We start from the raw sequence: 17,120 nt of genomic DNA on the forward strand, positions 1-17,120 counted from the left end.
AAAAAGGCTCGCCCCAAGAGTTAGAGCGCGTCGGACGGGTTAACCGGACCCCACTTAACCCTGACGCGCTCTGCCGAATCGCTTTCGAGTATCCGATGCGCCGCCGGTGCAAGTCGAACAGATTAACGATTGCGCGAGCGCCCAGCGCTAATTGGACGCGGCGACCCGGCCCAGGACCATGTCGGCCGCCTTCTCAGCGATCATGATGGTGGGCGCATTGGTGTTGCCCGAGACCAGGCGCGGCATCACCGAGGCGTCGACGACCCGCAGGCCGTCCACGCCGCGCACGCGCAGCTGGGCGTCCACCACCGCCATGGGGCCATAGCCCATCTGGCAGGTCCCCACCGGGTGATAGATGGTCGAGCCGGCCATGCGGGCATAGCCGAGCAGGGCCTCGTCATTGTTGAAGTCCGGGCCCGGCAGCATCTCGTGGTCGATATAGGGGGCCAGAGCCGGCTGGGCGGCGATCTTGCGCGCCCACTTCAGCCCGGCCACCGCCACCTCCTGGTCCAGGGGATCGGAGAGGTAGTTGGGCGCGATGGCGGGATAGACGGTGGGGTCGCCCGACTTGATGTGGATCGTGCCGCGGCTCTCGGGCCGCACCTGGCAGGGCGCGATGGTCAGGCCCGGGGCGCCGTCCAGCTCCATCTTGCCGCTCATCGCCTTTTCCAGGTTCTGGGAGGCCGGCAGGATGTGGAACTGGATGTCCGGCCCTGAGAGATCGGGCCGAGACTTGCAGAAAGCCGCGACGTGCGCGGCCGACAGGGTCAGAAGCCCCTTGCGCTGGAAGGCGTATTTCAGGATTTCGCCCAGGAAGCGCGGGCCCTTGGTCAGTTCGTTGACCGAGATCGTGCCGGGTTTCAGCCGGTAGGTGACCCCCATCACATAGTGGTCCTGCAGGTTCTCGCCGACACCGGGGAGGTCGGCGATCACCTCGATCCCGTGGTCGCGCAGCAGTTCGCCGGGACCGACCCCCGACAGCTGCAGCAGTTGCGGCGAGTTGATCGCCCCGCCGGCCAGGATCACCTCGCGCCGGGCCTTGGCGATCTTGCGCACGCCATCCTGGAGATACTCGACCCCGACGGCCTTCTTGCCCTCGAAGATCACCTTGGTGGTGAGGGCGCGGGTCTCGACCTTCAGGTTCGCGCGGCCCATGGCCGGGTGCAGATAGGCCACCGCAGCGGAGTGGCGCTGCCCGTTCTTGACGGTCAGCTGGTAGTAGCTGACCCCCTCCTGGTTCTCGCCGTTGACGTCCTCATTGCGCGGGATGCCGGCTTCGACACAGGCCTCCACCACGGCGTCGGACACCGCGTGCTTGGTGGTGACGTCGGAGACGTTGAGCGGCCCGCCCACGGCGTGGTGTTCGTTGGCTCCGCGTTCCTGGTGCTGCGAGCGCTTGAAATAGGGGGCGACGTCGTCCCAGCCCCAGCCTTCGCAGCCCAGCTGGCGCCAGCCATCATAATCGGCCTGCTGGCCCCGGATGTAGAGCAGGCCGTTGATGGAGGACGAGCCCCCCAGGACCTTGCCGCGCGGCCAAGTGTGCACCCGCCCGCCGGTGCCCGGATCGGGCTCGGTGGGATAGAGCCAGTTGACCTTCGGATCCTTCAGCGTCTGGGCGTAGCCCACCGGCACGTGAATCATCACGTTGGACATGAACTGGCTGGGTTCCCTGGTGGGCCGGTCGTCGCCGCCGGCCTCCAGCAGCAGCACGGTGTTGCCGGCGTCCGCACTCAGGCGGTTGGCCAGCACGCACCCGGCCGAGCCCGCGCCGACGATGATGTAGTCCGCGGTGGGGGTGTCGGACATCGGGGCGCTCCTGCCTGATTGGTTTCAGGCCCCGTTGTGTCGATTCGAAGCGCCGCCGTAAACAGGAGCCAGTGATCAAATGCGCCCTTCTCCCCTTGCGGGAGAAGGTGGCCGGTCAGCGACCGGTCGGATGAGGGGTCGTGATCCGCTCACCCCTTGATCGTCATGGCCGGGCTTGTCCCGGCCACCCATGATCTCCGTGGTGCATCAATACTCCACGACGCCGGCCGCGTCCTCTGCGGCCAGGCGGAGATCATGGGTCCCCGGGACAAGCCCGGGGATGACGGATGATTATTTGTACAGGTTTTTCGACCCCTCATCCGACCCTGCTCCGCAGGGCCACCTTCTCCCGCAAGGGGAGAAGGAAACCAGAGAGCGGCTCTACCGCGTCGGGACCGGCACGTCGCCGCGGTAGTCGTAGAAGCCGCGGTCGGTCTTGCGGCCGAGCCAGCCGGCCTCGACGTATTTCACCAGCAGCGGGCAGGGGCGGTACTTGGAGTCGGCCAGGCCCTCGTACAGGACGTTCATGATCGACAGCACCGTATCCAGACCGATGAAGTCGCCCAGTTCCAGCGGGCCCATCGGGTGGTTGGCGCCCAGCTTCAGGGCGGTATCGATGGCGTCTACCGTGCCGACGCCCTCATACAGGGTGTAGATCGCCTCGTTGATCATCGGCACCAGCACGCGGTTGACGATGAAGGCCGGGAAGTCCTCGGCGTTGGCGGTGGTCTTGCCCAGCGACTTGGCGAAGTTGACGGCGGTTTCGTAGGTGGGCGCGTCGGTGGCGATGCCGCGGATGATCTCCACGAGGTTCATCAGCGGCACGGGGTTCATGAAGTGCAGGCCGATGAACCGGCCGGGCCGGTCCGACGCCGCGCCCAGGCGGGTGATGGAGATGGACGAAGTGTTCGACGCCAAAAGGGTGTCGGGGCCGAGGTGCGGGGTGAGCGCCTTGAAGATCGACTTCTTGACCTCCTCGTTCTCGGTGGCCGCCTCGATCGCGAGGTCGGCGCCGCCGATGGTCTGGAGCTCCGGGGCGGACTTGATGCGGGCGATGCCGGCGTCCATCGCGTCTTGGGTGATGATGCCGCGCGACACCTGGCGGGTCATGTTCTTGCGGATCTGGGCCAGGCCCGTCTCGATGCGCTCGGCGCTCACATCGTGCAGCAGCACGTCATAGCCGCCCAGGGCGACCACGTGGGCGATGCCCGAACCCATCTGACCAGCGCCGATAACGCCGACCGACTTGATATCCACCATGCCGACTAAGCCTCGATCATGCGGGGCGCTATCCCCTCCGCTTGTGACGGGTTTCTAACATGCCGATGTGCGGCGCCGCCAAGGTTTTTGCTGCGGCGCAGCGCGAGCAGGGCGTCCGACTGTGGCCGTTACGTCGCGATTTGGCCTAACGAAAAGGGGCGGCCCCTCGCGGAGCCGCCCCTCAATCATTCAGCGATGTCGGCTGCCGGTTACTTCCCGGCGGCGGTCAGCGCGTCCATCAGTTCCGGCACGGCGGTCTTGTAGTCCGCCACCAGGCCGAAATCGGCGACCTGGAAGATCGGGGCGTCGGCGTCCTTGTTGATCGCGACGATGATCTTGGAGTCCTTCATGCCGGCGAGGTGCTGGATGGCGCCGGAGATGCCGATGGCGACATACAGTTCCGGAGCCACGACCTTGCCGGTCTGACCGACCTGGTAGTCGTTGGGGGCGTAGCCCGCATCGACGGCCGCGCGGGAGGCGCCGATGGCGGCCCCGAGCTTGTCGGCCAGAGGGTCGATGACCCGCTGGAATTCCTCGGCAGAGCCCATGGCACGACCGCCGGAGACGACGATCTTGGCGCCGGCGAGTTCGGGACGGGCCGACTTCACCAGTTGCTGGTCGATGAACTTGGTCTTGGGCGCGCCGTCGCCGGCGCCGATGCTCTCGACCGAGGCCGAGCCGCCTTCACCGGCCGCCGTGAAGGCGGTGGCGCGGACGGTGATCACCTTCTTGGCGTCGGAAGACTGAACGGTCTCCAGCGCGTTGCCGGCATAGATCGGCCGCACGAAGGTGGAGCCGTCGACGACTTCGACGATTTCCGAGATCTGGGCGACGTCCAGCTTGGCCGCGATGCGGGGGCTGATGTTCTTGCCCTGCGAGGTGGCCGGCGTAAGGACGGCGTCGTAGCCGCTCATCAGGGGAACCACGACCGCGGTGACGGCCTCTGCCAGGCCCTGGCCCAGCGAGTCGCTTTCGGCCAGCAGCACCTTGCGGACGCCGGCGATCTTGCCGGCGGCCTCGGCGACGGCCTTTGCGCCGGACCCGGCCACCAGGATATCGACATCGGACGACAGCGCGAGCGCCGCAGTCACGGTCTTGTGGGTGCTGTCCTTCAGGGACGCATTGTCATGATCGGCGATAACGAGAACGGCCATTAGAGCACCCCGGCGGTCTTGAGGTTGGTGACCAGGTCGGCGGCGCTTTCCACCTTGATGCCGCCGCCGCGCTTCGGCGGTTCGGTGACCTTAATGACCTTGAGGCGCGGGGCGGTGTCGACGCCGAGCGAGGCGGCGTCCTTCACGTCCAGCGGCTTCTTCTTGGCCTTCATGATGTTGGGCAGCGAGGCGTAGCGCGGCTCATTGAGACGCAGGTCGGCGGTGATGATCGCCGGCAGGGTCACGTCGAGGGTCTGGATGCCGCCGTCGACTTCACGGCCCACCTTGGCGTCGCCCGCGTTCAGCTCGATGGAGTTGGCGAAGGTCGCCTGCGGCCAGTCGAGCAGGGCCGCCAGCATCTGGCCGGTGGCGTTGTTGTCGCCGTCGATGGCCTGCTTGCCCATGATCACCACGTCGGGGCTCTCTTCGCCAATGATGGCGGCGAGCAGCTTGGCGACGGCCAGGGGCTCAGGATCCTGGTCGGTCTGGATCAGGATCGCGCGGTCGGCGCCCATGGCCAGAGCCGTGCGCAGGGTTTCCTGCGCCTGGATCGGACCGATGGACACGGCCACCACTTCCGTGGCGACGCCCTTTTCCTTCTGGCGAACGGCCTCTTCGACCGCGATCTCGCAGAAGGGGTTCATGGACATCTTCACATTGGCAAGGTCCACACCGGATTGGTCAGACTTGACCCGGGCCTTGACGTTGTAGTCGATCACCCGCTTTACGGGGACGAGCACCTTCATGGCTTCGCTAACGCCTCAAATTGCTAAAAATTGAACGGTTGGGGCATAACGGTTCCGACGCGCAATGCAAGCCGAGGCCCGCCACACAGCGCCGCAATTTTGACGGGGCGGCCCGATAGGCCGTCCTAAACCCCTGCCAAGACGAAGATCATGAACCGAACGATCAAACGCCTGATGCTGATTTTCGTGAGCGCCTTCGCCCTCTCGGTGGTGGCGGTGGTGGTCTATCAGGTGGGCTGGGTGATCCCGGGCCAGGCCTGCGAGAGCAAGGGAGACTGGTGGGACTGGCGCGGCCGGACCTGCGCCCACCCGGTGCTGATCTCCGACATCACCGGCCGGGTGATCAACAACGACGACCAACGCAAGGCTGCCAGGGAAAACGCCGCCAACGCCAAGGCGGCCGCCGTCAAATAATCCGCTCATCCCGGCGAAGGCCGGGACCCAGATACATCAGTGGCTTTCAGGATTCCTGGCCCAGGTCGTGACCTACGACCTGGATCCCGGCCGTCGCCGGGACGAGCGGAGAGGTTAACGCGTTGCGCCGGAGACCCAGAGCACGTCGGCGCGGCCCTGGTCATTGGCGTGGCGCGCGGCGACGAACAGCAGGTCCGACAGCCGGTTGAGATAGCGGAAGGCGGGGCCTGAGACCTCCTCCCCAGATTCCATCAGCGACACGGCGATCCGCTCGGCTCGCCGGGCCACCGTGCGCGCCTGGTGCAGCGCCGCCGCCGCCGGAGTCCCGCCCGGCAGGACGAAGGAGGTCAGGGGCGACAGATGGTCATTGAGCGCGTCGATCTCGCTCTCGATGCGCGCCACCTGGCTGTCGAGGATGCGCAGCTTCTGGCCTGGCGCCTCATCAGGCGCGGCGGGCGTCGAAAGGTCGGCGCCAAGGTCGAACAGCTCGTTCTGCAGGCGCGCCAGGATCGCGTCGAGCTCGCCGACCGTATGCAGGCGGGCCAGGCCGATACAGGCGTTGGTCTCGTCCACCGCCCCATAGGTCTCCACCCGCAGCGAGGCCTTGCTGACCGTGGCGCCGGTGGCCAGCCGGGTCGAACCCTTGTCGCCGGTGCGGGTGTAGATCTTGTTGAGGGTGACCACGGCTAGCCCCGGTGCCGCCACCAGACGGCGGTGACCAGCAGGGCCACGGCGATCGCCTGCAGCAGCACCCGCAGGCGCATCAGCTTGTTCGAATAGGACCGGCCGAAGTCGCCGCCCTTGAACAGGGCATAGAGGCCGATGAAGAGGGTGATCACCACCGACAGCAGGGCCAGCGGGATGAGGATGTCGAATGCGCGTTCCATCGCCGCAATCTAGGTCGGCTCGCGCGTCAAAACCACCCGGCGAATCACGGCCTGAAACGTGGTTACACGAGCGCGCTCACTGATTGAGGATATGTCGCCGAGTCGGATTTCCGACCTGCAACGATGCGATTTCCCCTAAGACGGGCGCGTGCGACGCTGCGTCACACCGTGTCGCCGCAACCTATGAGCTAGATGCAGCGTCAGTACCCGTATCGCGGAACGAGTTAGCTGAACTTGATCAAAATCGACCCTTTCGTTTGGACGCGCCGCGGCGAACGGGTTAGAGAACAAAGAAATGCCGTGTGGCCCAATCGGGCCCATGGCTTGGGCGCCTCCCCGCGTCCGGATTCTGAAGTTGTAGTGCGAGCTGATGCCGATCGGCGCGGCGTGGTTTCAAGCGGGTTCACCCCCGTGCGGGCCCGCGGCGGTCTGCGTGGTCAGTTCGAACAGTTTGCGTACGGTTTGAACAACACGCGAAGGCGGCCCTCCCCCGGCTGAACGCACATCATGAAACACGACACCGTCCCCCTCCACGGCGCCCAGGAAGCGGAAATCCGCGTCCCCACCCGACGCGCCCTGGCCAAGCAGCAGACCCGCGCCAAGGTGCTGGCCGCTGCGCGCCGCCTGTTCTCGGAAGAGGGCTATGAAGGCGCCACCATCCGCGACATCGCCGCCGCGGCGGGCATGTCCACCGGGGCGGTGTTCGCCAACTTCGCCGACAAGTCGGACCTGTTCCGCGAGATCATGCTGGTCGATATGGCCAGTCTGGCCGAGGTGATGCGCGAAGCCGCCCATCGCGGCCGCACCGTCGACGATTGCCTGCTGAAGGCCTTCTGCGCCGGCTACGCCTTCTACAAGAGCCAGCTGCCGCTGGCCCGGGCGGCCTTCTCGATCTCCTGGACCCCGGACCAGGGGCCTGAGCTTCGCAACATGGCCCCGGTCCTGGCCCTGCACGATCTGATCACCGAGCAGCTGCTGGCCGGTGTCGAACGCGGCGAACTCAGCCAGGAGGCGGAGGTCAAGCTGCGCACCCAGATGCTGTTCGACTGCTATCTCGCCAACTACCCCGAGGCGATCTTCCTGGGCTGGAGCATCGATGCGCTGCAGGCCAAGGCGAAGGACCAGATCCGCGTAATTCTGGCCGGCGCCCGCCGGGGTTGACCCAGTTCGGGTGCGACGTACTGTCGCACCCGGTTGAGGGAAGCGTCACGGCGCGGGGTTTCACCCTAACCATGGGTCAAGCCGCGCGTTTACGACGTGGTCTCGAGGGGGAAACCATTTGAGCGTCAGACAGTCTCAGAAGGAGGCCACGCGGAAACGTGTGCTCGACTCGGCACGCGATCTCTTCGAGACGCGCGGCTACGAAGAGACCACCGTCCGCGAGATCGCCCGTGTCGCCGAGGTCTCGGTGGGCAGCGTCTTCACCACCTTCTCCTCCAAAGGCGACATCCTCAGCCAGGTCATGGCTGACCGGCTGGACGCCCTCTATGCCGAGCTCGACCGCGTGGTGCCCCATCTGCGCGGCTCCACCGCCGACCGGCTGCGGTCGATGTTCGCGATCCACTACGCCTTCGAGACCCGCCGCACGAAGCTGTTCCTGGCCCATATCGCGGCGGCCTATGACTGGACCCTGGAGCCGGCGTCGCGGCCCTTCGGCCGCAATCCGCACCTCAAGCAGGTGGTCAGGGACTGCCTGTCCGAGGGAGTCAGCCGCGGCGATGTCGATCCGTCCGTCGATCTGGACATCGCCGTCGACACCCTGATGGCCTCCTATGCCTGGACCTACCGGCTGGCGGCCTGGAACGACAGCGACGCTGAGGCGATGAGCGCGGTCTTCGACAAGCACATCGGCTTGATCTGCCAGGGCTTCGCCCCGCGGCCGTGAACCCCGGCTAGTTGGCCCCTTCCAGCAGCCGCCGGGCGATCACCTGGGCCTGGATCTCGCCGGCCCCCTCGAAGATGTTGAGGATGCGGGCGTCAGCCAGCAGGCGGCTCACCGGCTGCTCCACCGCAAACCCCGTCCCGCCGTGGATCTGCACCGCATTGTCGGCCGCCGCCCAGGCGACGCGGGCGGCCACCAATTTCGCCATGCCGGCCTCCAGATCGCAGCGCCGCCCCTCGTCCTTGGCCCGGGCGGCGAACCAGGCCAGCCGCCGGGCGCCCAGCAGCTCGGCCGCCATCATGGCCAGCTTGTTGGCTACCCGCGGGAAGTCGGAAATCGGCTGCCCGAACTGCTTGCGGGCGAGCGCGTAGTCCAGGGCGATGTCGAGGGCGGCTTGCCCGACCCCGATGGCGCGGGCGGCGGTCTGGATGCGGGCGCTCTCGAAGGTGGCCATCAACTGCGAGAAGCCCTGGCCCTCCACACCCCCCAGCAGGTTGGCGTGCGGAACCGCAAAGCCGTCGAAGGCCAGCTCGTATTCCTTCATGCCGCGGTAGCCGATCACCCCGATCTCGCCGCCGCTCATGCCCGGCGCCGGGAAGGGCTCGGCAGAGGTGCCGCGCGGCTTTTCCGCCAGCAGCATGGAGAGGCCCCGATGGTCCTTCGACGTGGGGTTGGTGCGCACCAGCAGGGTCATCAGGTCGGCGCGCGCCGCGTGGGTGATCCAGGTCTTGGCGCCGCTGACGCGCCAGGTGTCGCCGTCCCGCACGGCCCGCGTGCGCAGCGACCCCAGGTCCGACCCCGACTCCGGCTCGGTGAAGACCGCCGTGGGGATGATCGCGCCAGAGGCGATGCCGGGCAGCAGGCGGGCCTTCTGATCCTCGGTTCCGTGGGCCAGCAGCAGTTCGGCGGCGATCTCTGAGCGGGTGCCCAGCGATCCGGCCCCGATCCAGCCCCGCGACAGGGCTTCGGACACCACGCACATGGCGATCTTGCCCAGGCCCGAACCGCCGAACGCCTCCGGCGCCGTCAGTCCGAACACGCCCAGGTCCGCCAGCTCGCCCAGCAGCTCGATGGGGATCAGTTCGTCCCGCAGGTGCCAGCCGTGGGCGAAGGGACTGATTTTCTCACGTGCAAACGCCTGGAACTGGTCGCGAACCATCTCCAGCGTGGCGTCCAGGCCGCTGGCCTCCAGGGACGGCCGGCCCCGCGCCGTCTCCAGAAGTTCCACGATCCGGCTCTTCACCGCCTGGCCGGCGCCCGGCCGCAGGCGGTCGATCACCGGCCGCAGCCGGTCGTCCAGCAGGCCGAGGTCGGTCAGGCGGAACATCTCGCCCTGGTTCATGGGAATGCCGCCCGCCAGCTGGCTCAGATATTCGAAGGCCAGCAGCTGGGCGGGCAGGGCCTCGGCCTCGCCGAAGGAGGCCCCCAGGTCGCGGGCCCAGGCCTGCGTCTGGCGCAGGGTCTGCGCATAGGCCGCCGCCCAGGCCAGACCGTGGGCCACGTGCTGCTCGCGGTCCAGGGCGCCCCGGTCCAGCCTCCCGTCGCGGGTCACGCGGGCGGAGACGGCCGCCTTGGCCTCATTGACGACCGCCTCGGCGGCGTCGGCGGAATCGGTCAGCAGGTCGGTGAGGTCGGGCAGGATCAATGCGCTCATCGGGTGACTATAGGCGCCGGCCGCTGGGTGAGCCTATACGTCGTAAAAGCATTTCAGGAGCGCACCATGATCGTCGTCCACCACCTCAACGACTCGCGCTCGCAGCGCATCCTCTGGCTGCTGGAGGAGCTGAAGCTTCCCTACGAGATCAAGCACTACGCCCGCGACGCCACCACTCGCCTGGCCCCGGCCGAGCTGAAGGCCGTCCATCCGCTCGGCAAGTCCCCGGTGATCACCGACGGCGACATGACCGTCATCGAGAGCGGCGCGATCATCGACTACATCATCCGCCGCCACGCCGGCGGACGGCTGCAGCCCGATCCCTCGACCCCCGCCTACGACTATTACCAGCAGTGGATGCACTATTCCGAGGGGTCGGCCATGCTGCCCCTGATGCTGTTTATGTATGTCGGCCGCCTGGGCGAGGCCGGCGCGCCGCTGCACCCGCGCCTGGAGAGCGAGATCGCCAACCACCTGGGCTATGTCGATCAAGCCCTGGCCGGCAAGGACTGGATCATGGGCTCGGAGTTCTCCGGCGCCGACGTCCAGATGAGCTTCGTCGGCGAGGTCACCGGCGCCTTCGGACGCCTGGCCACCTATCCCAACATCGCCGCCTGGCTGGAACGCTTCCAGTCGCGGGAAGCCTACAAGACGGCCCTCGAAAAGGGCGGCCCCTACAACATGGGCCCCCGCGCCAAGGCGTAGCTAGCTCGGATAGTCGAGTTCTCCATCCAGGAAGTCGAAGACCGCCGCCTTGGTCAGCGCGTGGGGGATGGCGGAGAAGTGGTCGCAGCCGGGGACGGTGATGCCGTGGGCGTGGGGGAAGACAGCCGCCAGCTCGGCGGGGTCGCCGGCCCCGGTGTCGCCCTGGCCCGCCACCACCAGCACTGGCATGGGCAGCATCGACATGGCGTCGCGGTCGAAGGCCGGGTTCTGGGCGCCGGTCATGGCGGCCAGCGCCTGGCGGTCCTCCCCCTGCTCATCGGCGAAGTGGCGAAAGCTCTTCAGCATCGGCTCCTTGATGCTCTCCGGGTCCTCGGCCAGCATGGCTTCGGCCATCGGATTGCCGCCGGGCAGGGCGCGCTCGCCGATCAGGGTCCCGCCGACGCCGCCCAGCATCAGGTTCGAGATGCGCTCGGGCGCCTTCAACGCCGTGGCCAGGGCGGTGCGCGAGCCCATGGAATAGCCGAAGAGGTCCACCCGGTTCAGTCCCAGGTGATCCAGCAGGGCGATGACGTCGCCGGCCATCTTGTCGCGCGTATAGGCCTGCGCCTCGTGCGGCTTGGCGCTTTCGCCATGGCCGCGCTGGTCGAGCGCGATGCACCGGATGCGGCGGCGGTCAAAGGCCGTGTACCAGCCGGTGCGCTTCCAGCCTTCATTCCGGTTGGACGAGAACCCATGGACCAGGAGGATGGTCCGCTCACCGCCACCGGGCGGGACATTGTCGTCATAGGCCAGGGTCAGGCCGTCGGAGGTGAAGGTCGGCATGGAGCGTTTCCGTGTTCAGCGCGGCTCTGCGGCCGTGTCGTCTTCATCTTGGCCTAGGGAGCCTGCCCGATCCACTCCCAGTGCCAGGGCTCGAAGGGATAGTTCACGAAGCCGAACTTGCCTGCATTGGCCAGCAGCCAGCGATAGGTGGGGGTATTGGTCATGAACAGGCGGTTGGGATCGGCGCTGGAGTCCGGCTTGAACCCGGGCGCCTCCCCCACATAGAGGTCCAGCGCCAGACCCGTGCGGTGCGGCGAGCAGGTGGCCCGTACGACGCCGTCGCAATTGCCGTCCGTCACGCATCGCGCCGCATCGGCGTCCGGATCGCGGAAGCCGGAGAAGAGGGTCAGGTTCCGACTGTCGGCGGCGATGGCTGGCACGCGCTTGGCCGCGGCGGCCATCCGCCGATAGGCGTCCAGGGCGCCCGGCCGCAGGGGGATGGTCTTGCCGCCATAGCTCTCGGCCGGGGCGGCGATGGTCAGGGTCGTGGGATCGGGGGCCGGTGGACAGAACCCGTGCTGATTGACCATCACGAAGGGCCGGCGTTCCTGCCAGACTCCCTTGAAGATATTGAAGGTGTCGGCGTCCATCTCGCCGGTGCCCTTCAGGCGGAAGCGCTTCTGGAATCCGGCCAGCAGCTGCGAGAACCGTGAGGTGTCGGGCGCGCAGAGCGTCCCCAGCTCTCGCTGGATCAACGGCGCATAGGTCTCCCAGCCGATCTCGTCACGCCGGAAAGGCGCCCAGGCCAGGCTTCTCAGGGACGAGGCGTTGATCCGCGCCGGGGCCTCAAAGGCCGCCACCGTGCAGGCCGAGGACGAGGTCTGGGCGCACGCCGCCGCGCCGCCCAGCGTCATCAGTCCAGCCAGGATTGCGCCCGCCGCCCGCCGGAACCGCCGCCAGCTTGAGGGCTTCCTCGTCATGACGCCCATTTTGCGCGGCTTAAGGCGAAGGTCCACTGATGAACTGGTCTGCATCGATCCTTGTCCTCACCGTTGCGCTCGCCGCCTGTTCCGAGCCGCCTCCGGGCGGAAAAGCGGCGCCGGCTCCCGCAGCCAACGCGCAAGCCGCGCCGGCGCTGCAAGATATCGCCACCCAGCCGCTCGCCGTCCCCGCGCTCGTCACCGGGTCGGCGTCCGAACAGGGCAAGGCCATCGACGCGGCCGTCCTGCCCGCCGCCACCGTGAAGGAGGTCGCGGCCCTCAAGCCCGCCCTGGTCCGCGCCCAGGTGCTGCTGGACCGCGCCCACTTCTCGCCCGGAGTCATTGACGGCGCCAAGGGCGAGAACCTGCGCCAGGCGCTGGCCGCCTTCCAGACCGCCAAGAACCTCACAGCCTCGGGTGAGCTGGACGAGGCGACCTGGACCGCGCTCACCGCCGGAGCCACGCCGGTCACCCAGGACTATGTCGTCACCGCCGACGACGTGAAGGGCCCCTTCGTCGCCATCCCCGCCAAGAGCGAGGACCAGGCCAAGCTCGACCACCTGGGCTATGCCTCGGCCTCGGAGATGTTCGCCGAGCGCTTCCATATGGACGAGAAGCTGCTGAAGGCCCTGAACCCGGACGCCGATTTCGCCGTCGCGGGGACCACCATCGTCGTTGTGGCGCCCGGCGCCGACAAGCTGGACGCCGCCGTCACCCGCATAGAGGTCGACAAGGCCGAGCGCGAGGTACGCGCCTACGGCGAGGGCAATGTGCTGCTGGCGGTCTATCCGGCCTCGGTGGGCTCCACCGAGCGCCCTGCGCCGTCGGGGGAGTGGGCGGTGAATACCGTCGCCCCCAACCCCACCTGGATCTACGACCCCAAGCGCCTGACCTTCGGCGACGGCAAGAAGGGCAAGTTCACCATCGCGGCGGGCCCCAACAACCCGGTGGGTTCGATGTGGATCGACCTCACCAAGGACACCTACGGCATCCACGGCGGCCCCGATCCGAACCATATCGGCAAGACCGCCAGCCACGGCTGCGTTCGCCTGACCAACTGGGACGCCAACGAATTGGGCGCCGCCGTCAAAAAGGGCGCGGTGGTGGTGTTTGTCGGTTCTGAAACCAAGGCGGGCAAAACCGCAGCCTGATCAACAAGCTGCAGCCATTTTAACCGCTCAGTCAGAAACCAGGGTTACTCAAAGGGTACCCATAATGGGTGTGACGAAGAGTCTCGGAGCGGAAATGTCAGGGCAAGCGGCGAAGACCGTGATCGCGACGATGAACCGGATCGACCGGGCGACGAAGCGCACCCTGCGGGAACGCGAGCGCAAGGAGCGCCCGGCCGCCCGCGCCAAGAAGCCCGACACCACCGCGGCCAACGCGGCCAAGTACGAAAAGCTGGTCGAGAATCTCACTCGCGCCCACTGCATCAAATATGTCCGCAAGGACTGGACGACGATCGCCTCATTGGGGCTCGTGGAGCCCGCGCCGCGCACCCACACCAAGGAACAGATCGCCCGCAAGAAGCTGGCCCGCTACGAGCCGGGCCTGATTGACGCCCTGTTTGGTTTGGGCGCGGATCGGCGCCGGGCCCTGGCCGAGGCGGTGCTGTCAGCCGCCAAGGAGGACGCCGACCTCTACAATCGCGGCAAGCGCGCCGCCGAGGCGCACAATCTCGACGTCAACCTGGCCTCCAGTGTGCTGGCCATGGACCTCGGCGCCATCGAGCAGACCCTGCGGATCAATCTCGACCTGGAGGCCATCACCCCGGCCCTGGAAGGCTTCGCCATCACCATGCCGGCGACCGGTCGGATCATCGTCTATCTGGACGCGCTCGAGCTGGACGCCATTCCCGACGAGGCGATCATCGCCGTCGACAACGAGCGGGCGGGCTACGCGGCCCTGCCGTTCTCCAACATTCAGGAGATGCACATCTCCAACGTCTGCTCCATCTCCCTGCGCATCGGGACCGAGGTGCTCTCGGTGGTGGGCGGCGAGGCTGTCGAGGTGGTGACCCGCGTGCACCTGCCCGGCCGCACGGGCGAGTACGAACAGCATCCGGTCCTCTATGTCCGCCTGCCCCACGCGGCCTTGTCGCGCATGGACCTGACCCGTCTGGAGCCGGTTTCCTGCATCACCGCCCTGGGCGGCCGCCTGGACTGGGACGGCTCGCGCGGCTTCGCCCCTATCCGCATCGACGACCTGCGCCTCACCGACCCCACCGCCGCCGAGGCCTCACGCAAGGTGGCTTGATTTGGGTCCTTCTCCCCTTGCGGGGTCGAGAGCGGCGCTTCGCCAAATCGTTGGCGAAACGCATAGCCGGGCTTGAGTAGCCCGGCTCGCTCTCGACCCCGCAAGGGGAGAAGGATCAGAGCGTGGGCGCCGGCGCGGGCGCTGACTCGTCCGCCGGTTCGTCGGGCTCATTTGACACAGCGGGATCGGGCGCGGGCGCTGGCGCCGCTGTGGGCGTCGGCTCGGGCGGCGGGGGCAGGGGCGCAGGTACGGGTTCCGGAGCCGGTGGCGGGCTCGGTGCGGGTGCGGGCTCCGGCGCAGGTAGGGCCGGCGGAGGTTCAGGCACGGGCGGTGGCGGCGGCGGGGGTGTCGGCTCGGGCGTCGGCGCTGGCGGTACGGGCGCGGGCTCAGGCGCCGGAGGAACGGGCGGTGGCGCAGGAGGCGCAGGCGGCGGCGCGGGCGCGGCCAACGTCGGATCGGGCTTCAGCACCAGCACCGCGATCCAGGCGATGGGCCGGCCGGTGGTGATTGGTCCGCCGGCGAGCGCCCGCTCGGTCTTGGTGACCGTATCGCCGACATTGCCGCCGATGGAGTGGACCACGTGCTTGGGCGCCAGGGCCACCTGGCTGACGATGTCGCAGTGGCTCTCGTAGGCATATGCGCCTTTGCTGGCCGAGGCGTTCTCCACCCCGGCCAGCACCTGCGGGAAGGACCGCACCGGGCTGGCGTTGCGCGAATAGCAGATCACATCGCCGACCCGCGGGGCGATCCAGCTGGGGTCGCAGGGCAGGTAGGCGTAGGCGCTGCGGCGGTAGCCATAGGCGTCGACGGCGGCCTGGATGTAGCCGGCGTGGGCGGCGGCCGTGCGGAACTGGTCGTTGGTCAGCCCCGCCCGCTTCATCACCGAGGAGACGAACACCGCCGACCAGGGCAGGGATGAGGTGGACGACCGCTTGATCGCGCCCGCGATGGCCCGCGCCGAGGGGGTGCCGACCCCGAACTTGGCGGTGGCGGCGTCGATATTGGACTTGCTGTTGGCCTTCAGGATCTGCGGGGCGCCGCCGCTGATCACCACTTCATACGGGAAGGTCAGCATGTTGTCGTAGCCGGTGAAGGCCCAGAACTGCCAAACGGCGTCCCAGGACAGCGAACCGGCCAGGGCGCCGTCCCCCTGCTTCTCGATCACCGCGTCGGCGGCGGTCTCCTTGACCCGGCCATAGCCGAACTTGGCCCACTGGTCGGTGGCCACCCGGGCGATCTCGGTCCCGATCGGCGGTGGTGCGCGGGTGGCGGCCGAGAGGCAGGCGGCCTTGAGCTCGGTGCGGTCGATGACGTAGCCCGCCGCGTGGGCGGGCGGGGGCGCGGCCACCACGCCGGTGGCCAGCGCGCCGGCGATCAGCAGGGCCCTCATGGCTGGCCTCCCGGGCAACCGGGCAGGAAGACCACATCGCAGGGCGGAGAATAGGCCTCCTCGGTCAGGCCGACGTCTGAGGCCTTCAGTCGGCTGTTCTTGACCCAGGAGGTGCGCTCGGTGTCGTCCAGGCCCTCCTGGCCCAGGGCATCGACGAAATAGACCGCGTCGCGGCCGATCTGGTAGCTGCGCGCGCCCGGCGAGGAGAAGGGCGTCACATTGGCGATCAGCCGGCGGGCCTGCCAGTTGGTCATCTGGCCGGCGCGCACCGTGGCCGCCAGGTCGGCGATCTGCGCTTCGGTCAGGGGCGGATAGTCCAGCGACCGGTCCAGGAAATAGGCGAAGTCCATCCTGGTGGGCGTGAGACCCGCTCGCGCATAGAGGTCGTAGTGGCGGGCGATGCGGCGGCCCAGATAGCCGTTCGGCCCCAGGAAATAGCCGTCATAGCCGGCGCGGATCTCCGGGTGACCCGCCAGCTTGGCGAAGATGATGCGGAAGTTCTCGCGGCGCTCGGAATCGTCGAACACCGGCTTGAGGATGGCCGCGGCGACCGCGCACCAGCTGGGATCGGACTGAGCGATCAGCTGGTCAAGCAGCGGGCCTTCCTCGGCGAAGGCTTCGCGCACCATCGGCCCTGTTGTGGGGTTGGCGGCCAGGACGGCCAGCACCCGCTGGAAGGTGCAGCCATGGCCCGCCGTGGCCTTGTAAGGCCCCCAGCTGAAGATCGAGTCCGGGTCGGCGCTGGTGAAACCCGAGCCCCGGTCCCAGTCCCAGAGCGTGCGGTCATAGTCCGGCGTCAGGGGCGCGGCGCCAAAGGCGATCACCTTGGCCCGGTCCAGGGGCGAGGGCAGGGGCTGACGACCCATGATCTTGGTCCACAGCTTCTCGTCGGCGGCCCCGACAGGTGTGGTCTTCTCGAACCAGCGTTTGTGGCAGCTCCGCAGAGCGGCGAACGCGTCGGCCGAGGCCTTGTCCAGCCGGTTGGGCGACATCTGCAGTGGGGCGGCGACGGCGGGGTCGACCTTCTTGCACCTCTCCAGCTCGCTGGCGACGGCGGTGGAAAGCGGACTGATGAAGCCCCAGTTCGAATCCGTCAGCCGCCAGGTGCGGGCCTGGGCGCTGAGGTTCACATAGGCCGGGGCACGGATCAGCACGCCGGCGGCGGCCGGCAGGGCGCAGGCCAGCCAGACGCTCAGTCCGATGATCAGATGTCTGGAACGGCGCCACGCCATCTCACGCACCCCCTAAGGTAGAGCGTCGCGC

At 67.9% G+C, this 17,120-nt stretch carries 17 protein-coding genes; 6 read left to right on the forward strand and 11 right to left on the reverse strand.

Annotated elements, in window-relative coordinates:
• Nucleotides 1-147: 147 nt before the first annotated feature.
• From JKL49_RS19385 to JKL49_RS19400, 4 genes are all read right to left on the reverse strand, one after another.
• The gene (locus JKL49_RS19385) at nucleotides 148-1,806 is read right to left on the reverse strand and encodes a GMC family oxidoreductase (protein ID WP_215343081.1); all 1,659 of its coding nucleotides are present in this window, start codon (nucleotides 1,804-1,806) and stop codon (nucleotides 148-150) included.
• Between the two features lie 381 nt (nucleotides 1,807-2,187).
• Nucleotides 2,188-3,066, reverse strand: a complete 879-nt coding sequence (locus tag JKL49_RS19390; protein ID WP_215343082.1) for a 3-hydroxybutyryl-CoA dehydrogenase — start codon at nucleotides 3,064-3,066, stop codon at nucleotides 2,188-2,190.
• 209 nt (nucleotides 3,067-3,275) lie between these two features.
• Nucleotides 3,276-4,220, reverse strand: a complete 945-nt coding sequence (locus JKL49_RS19395) for an electron transfer flavoprotein subunit alpha/FixB family protein (protein ID WP_215343083.1) — start codon at nucleotides 4,218-4,220, stop codon at nucleotides 3,276-3,278.
• On the reverse strand, nucleotides 4,220-4,966 hold the full coding sequence (locus JKL49_RS19400; RefSeq protein WP_215343084.1) for an electron transfer flavoprotein subunit beta/FixA family protein: 747 nt from the start codon (nucleotides 4,964-4,966) through the stop codon (nucleotides 4,220-4,222). Before JKL49_RS19400 ends, JKL49_RS19395 begins: the two co-directional genes overlap by 1 nt.
• A 150-nt stretch (nucleotides 4,967-5,116) precedes the next feature.
• Between JKL49_RS19400 and JKL49_RS19405 the strand changes: the two genes are divergently transcribed.
• Nucleotides 5,117-5,380, forward strand: coding sequence for a hypothetical protein (locus JKL49_RS19405; protein ID WP_215343085.1), 264 nt, complete (start codon nucleotides 5,117-5,119; stop codon nucleotides 5,378-5,380).
• A 114-nt stretch (nucleotides 5,381-5,494) separates the two neighbouring features.
• Here JKL49_RS19405 and JKL49_RS19410 read toward each other — a convergent pair whose 3' ends face one another.
• Nucleotides 5,495-6,064 carry a cob(I)yrinic acid a,c-diamide adenosyltransferase gene (locus JKL49_RS19410; protein ID WP_215343086.1) on the reverse strand — a complete coding sequence of 190 codons (570 nt, stop codon included), beginning with the start codon at nucleotides 6,062-6,064 and terminating at the stop codon, nucleotides 5,495-5,497.
• Nucleotides 6,065-6,066: 2 nt separating this feature from the next.
• Nucleotides 6,067-6,267 (reverse strand): twin transmembrane helix small protein, encoded by a 201-nt coding sequence (locus tag JKL49_RS19415; protein WP_215343087.1) that lies wholly within the window; start codon nucleotides 6,265-6,267, stop codon nucleotides 6,067-6,069.
• Between the two features lie 507 nt (nucleotides 6,268-6,774).
• Here JKL49_RS19415 and JKL49_RS19420 point away from each other — a divergent pair.
• Together JKL49_RS19420 and JKL49_RS19425 are read left to right on the forward strand one after the other, a co-directional pair.
• Complete coding sequence (locus JKL49_RS19420; RefSeq protein WP_215343088.1) at nucleotides 6,775-7,428, forward strand: TetR/AcrR family transcriptional regulator; 654 nt, start codon at nucleotides 6,775-6,777, stop codon at nucleotides 7,426-7,428.
• A 118-nt stretch (nucleotides 7,429-7,546) separates the two neighbouring features.
• A complete protein-coding gene (locus JKL49_RS19425; RefSeq protein WP_215343089.1) occupies nucleotides 7,547-8,152 on the forward strand; it encodes a TetR/AcrR family transcriptional regulator in 606 nt (201 codons plus the stop codon).
• A gap of 7 nt (nucleotides 8,153-8,159) precedes the next feature.
• Here the strand turns inward: JKL49_RS19425 and JKL49_RS19430 are convergent, their stop codons facing one another.
• Complete coding sequence (locus JKL49_RS19430) at nucleotides 8,160-9,803, reverse strand: acyl-CoA dehydrogenase family protein (RefSeq protein WP_215343090.1); 1,644 nt, start codon at nucleotides 9,801-9,803, stop codon at nucleotides 8,160-8,162.
• A gap of 66 nt (nucleotides 9,804-9,869) precedes the next feature.
• Between JKL49_RS19430 and JKL49_RS19435 the strand changes: the two genes are divergently transcribed.
• Nucleotides 9,870-10,508, forward strand: a complete 639-nt coding sequence (locus JKL49_RS19435) for a glutathione S-transferase family protein (RefSeq protein WP_215343091.1) — start codon at nucleotides 9,870-9,872, stop codon at nucleotides 10,506-10,508.
• Here the strand turns inward: JKL49_RS19435 and JKL49_RS19440 are convergent, their stop codons facing one another.
• Together JKL49_RS19440 and JKL49_RS19445 are read right to left on the reverse strand one after the other, a co-directional pair.
• Nucleotides 10,509-11,291, reverse strand: a complete 783-nt coding sequence (locus JKL49_RS19440; protein WP_215343092.1) for an alpha/beta fold hydrolase — start codon at nucleotides 11,289-11,291, stop codon at nucleotides 10,509-10,511.
• Nucleotides 11,292-11,344: 53 nt separating this feature from the next.
• The gene (locus JKL49_RS19445; RefSeq protein ID WP_215343093.1) at nucleotides 11,345-12,211 is read right to left on the reverse strand and encodes a D-alanyl-D-alanine carboxypeptidase family protein; all 867 of its coding nucleotides are present in this window, start codon (nucleotides 12,209-12,211) and stop codon (nucleotides 11,345-11,347) included.
• A 38-nt stretch (nucleotides 12,212-12,249) separates the two neighbouring features.
• Between JKL49_RS19445 and JKL49_RS19450 the strand changes: the two genes are divergently transcribed.
• Together JKL49_RS19450 and JKL49_RS19455 are read left to right on the forward strand one after the other, a co-directional pair.
• A complete protein-coding gene (locus JKL49_RS19450; protein WP_215343094.1) occupies nucleotides 12,250-13,362 on the forward strand; it encodes a L,D-transpeptidase family protein in 1,113 nt (370 codons plus the stop codon).
• Between the two features lie 94 nt (nucleotides 13,363-13,456).
• Complete coding sequence (locus JKL49_RS19455) at nucleotides 13,457-14,467, forward strand: hypothetical protein (RefSeq protein ID WP_215343095.1); 1,011 nt, start codon at nucleotides 13,457-13,459, stop codon at nucleotides 14,465-14,467.
• A gap of 115 nt (nucleotides 14,468-14,582) precedes the next feature.
• Here the strand turns inward: JKL49_RS19455 and JKL49_RS19460 are convergent, their stop codons facing one another.
• Complete coding sequence (locus JKL49_RS19460; protein ID WP_215343096.1) at nucleotides 14,583-15,857, reverse strand: DUF2272 domain-containing protein; 1,275 nt, start codon at nucleotides 15,855-15,857, stop codon at nucleotides 14,583-14,585.
• On the reverse strand, nucleotides 15,854-17,089 hold the full coding sequence (locus tag JKL49_RS19465; protein ID WP_215343097.1) for a hypothetical protein: 1,236 nt from the start codon (nucleotides 17,087-17,089) through the stop codon (nucleotides 15,854-15,856). Before JKL49_RS19465 ends, JKL49_RS19460 begins: the two co-directional genes overlap by 4 nt.
• Nucleotides 17,090-17,120: the final 31 nt, after the last annotated feature.

Source organism: Phenylobacterium glaciei (assembly GCF_016772415.1).
GTDB lineage: Bacteria > Pseudomonadota > Alphaproteobacteria > Caulobacterales > Caulobacteraceae > Phenylobacterium > Phenylobacterium glaciei.